1 protein-coding gene and 1 pseudogene are annotated in these 1,397 nt (G+C 50.0%); both read right to left on the bottom strand.

Going from position 1 to position 1,397, the window contains the following annotated elements; genetic code table 11:
• A pseudogene (cpxA, locus tag R7P74_RS24735) lies at window positions 1-641 on the bottom strand (envelope stress sensor histidine kinase CpxA); the annotation flags it as partial.
• Window positions 641-1,330: a response regulator gene (locus tag R7P74_RS24730; RefSeq protein WP_023583865.1), complete on the bottom strand. Its 690-nt coding sequence runs from the start codon at window positions 1,328-1,330 to the stop codon at window positions 641-643. The gene R7P74_RS24730 and the pseudogene cpxA, both read right to left, overlap by 1 nt.
• Window positions 1,331-1,397: the final 67 nt, after the last annotated feature.

The raw sequence follows: 1,397 nt of genomic DNA, 5'->3' as shown, positions 1-1,397 counted from the left end.
TCACCTTTTGCTACTCGCTGCGCGGCGGCTTCAAGGCGTCGTGCGGGTTGGCTCAGCGCCCAAGCAAGCCACAGCAGTAATGGCGTGCTCACCAGCATGACGGCCAACAGTAACTGGAATGGGTGGTCGAAGAGACGCAGTAGCAGCGGTGGTGGCTCGTTCCATTTAAAGCCAACGTACATCAGAAGATCAGAGTCGGCCAGAACGATTGGCACAGGGCCGGCAATCATATAGCGGCCATAAAGTCTCTGTTTTGGCTTGTTGTAATCTTCAATACTGGTGACAAAGTTTTGCATCGCACGCAGTTGAAAGTTGCTGCGCTTATCGGTGGTTAAGACGTTGCCGTTGTAATCCGAAAAGAACACTCGTGGTCGTGGGTCATGTTTACCTGCGCGGTTGCCCTCGACGCGGAATAAAATGCGTCCTAGATCGGTTTCTTTGCTGTATTTGTTTTGAATGGCATCACGCGTTTCAATGATCCGCTGATAATGCTCGTCTGGGATGTCGCGTGCTTTCCTTGGATCCAAATGTGGCAGTGATAGCACGGCTATCAACACCAACAGCATAGTGAACCAAAAGATGGCAAAGATGCGTCCATACAAGCTATTAATCTTTGGCAGTTTGATGCGTGATAGGCGCATTAATCCTCCTCAAGCAGCATATAGCCGCGACCACGTAGGGTTTTGATGCGCGGTTTGCCATTGCTTTGGTCGGGCAGCTTTTTGCGTAAGTTCGACACGTGCATATCGATTGCACGGTCAAAGGCCGCCAGTCTTTTACCTAGTACGTCGAGGCTCAACGTCTCTTTGGTGAGTACGTGTCCTGGGTTTTGGACAAAGTGGGTCAACAGCGCGAACTCGGTTGCGGTTAGATCCAGCAGTTGTTGATCGCAGTAAGCCTCTTGCTTGCCCGGATACAGGCGCAACTCTTGGTACTCAATACAATCGCTGTTTTTGCCGTTTTTCTGCGTGTTATTGGTGCGACGTAAAATCGCGCGAATACGAGCGAGCAGCTCTCGGTCGCTGAAAGGTTTTGGTAAGTAGTCATCTGCGCCGAGCTCTAAACCGATCACTCGATCAATCTCTTCGCCTTTGGCGGTCAACATCAACACGGGGGTTTCCCAGTTCTCTCGCAGACGCTTCAGCGTTTCCATACCATTCAATTTTGGCATCATTACATCCAGTAGGATGAGGTCGATATCGCTGTTGATTGCGGCAAGGCCGGCTTCACCGTCGTTTGCTTCACTGACTTCGAATCCTTCGAAGCTGAGCACCTCTTTTAATAGGCTTGTCAGTTCTATGTCGTCATCAATTAAAAGAATGTTTGCCATCGGGGCACCTTTGGTCAGTTACCGTTTACTTAATATTACATTGGATTGATGTGCGACGAAGAGGGCA

This window comes from Vibrio sp. 2033, assembly GCF_033339735.1.
Note: the sequence above shows the minus strand (reverse complement) of the source record. Positions and strands in the feature narration are given on the sequence as shown.